Below are 1,123 nucleotides of genomic sequence, written 5' to 3' on the forward strand. Positions count from 1 at the left end.
TGGCAGGGGCTGTCCGGCAACCTCTACGTGCTGACCGCTGTCGGCCTGGTGCTGCTGGGCGTCGGCTGGGGTGGCCGGGTCCAGCATGTGAGCAATGAGGAGCACTTACTACACAAGTGAAGCAAGCGGACGTAGTGTCGGCGCGACCTGCTGATCGGTCTAGGAGAAACGCATGCGCGCACGCTCGATGAGGTCGGTCACGGCCCTGCTGGCCTTCGGCTCGTTGATGTCGGCCACGGCTTCAGTCGCCCTGGCCACGGGCCCGGCAACTGCGGACCCTTCGCCGGTGGACCGGGTCGAGTACGTCAATCTCGGGGACAGCTTCAGTGCGGGCAGCGGGGTGTTCCCGATCGCACCCCGCACCAATCCGATCTGCTGGCAGTCGTCGAACAACTGGGCCCACGACGTTGCCTCCGAGCACGGCTACCAGTTGACCGACGTCAGCTGCGGGGCAGCGCAGACCAAGGACTACTTCACCGCGCAGATGCAGGGCCTCGCGCCTCAGCTGGACGCCCTGTCCGCGTCGACGGACCTGGTCACGATGACGATCGGCGGCAACGACAGCGACACGCTCGCCAATGCGGCGATCTCCTGTGGGGCACTCGCCGTGGCTTCCCTCGGACAGGGGAGTCCGTGCAAGGCGAAGTACGGCTCCTCCTTTGCCGACACCGTGCGCAACACCACCTACCCCGCGCTGGTCAATGCGCTGAGTGCGGTGCAGGCCAAGGCGCCCAACGCCAGGGTTGCCATCGCTGGTTACCTCTGGCTGCTGCCGCCCACGGGCGGATGCTTCCCGCTGATGCCGATCGCCCGGGGTGATGTGCCCTATCTGCGCGACCTGCAGGCCACCTTGAACGACGCGGTCCGTCGCGCAGCCGAGGTCACCGGCGCAACCTACATCGACGTCTCGACCATCTCCGAGGGCCACGACGCCTGTCGACCGATCGGCACGCGCTGGGTCGAGCCGGCGCTGGGTTCGGTCCAGCTCATTCCGGTCCACCCCAACCTTCGCGGAGAACGAGCCATGGCCGACCAAGCGGTCGCTGTCCTCGGCCTGAACGACGGTCCCGGCCAGTGATCCACCTGCTCAGAACGTGATCCCGCGATCGGCGAACCGGGCCTT

Annotated in this window: 1 protein-coding gene; it reads left to right on the top strand. The window is 67.1% G+C overall.

What is annotated here, in order from left to right:
* Positions 1-172: 172 nt before the first annotated feature.
* Positions 173-1,078, top strand: a complete 906-nt coding sequence (locus ACOADB_RS00790) for an SGNH/GDSL hydrolase family protein (RefSeq protein ID WP_378596019.1) — start codon at positions 173-175, stop codon at positions 1,076-1,078.
* Positions 1,079-1,123: the final 45 nt, after the last annotated feature.

The sequence above is a fragment of the Nocardioides sp. CPCC 206348 genome, assembly GCF_048654705.1.
GTDB lineage: Bacteria > Actinomycetota > Actinomycetes > Propionibacteriales > Nocardioidaceae > Nocardioides.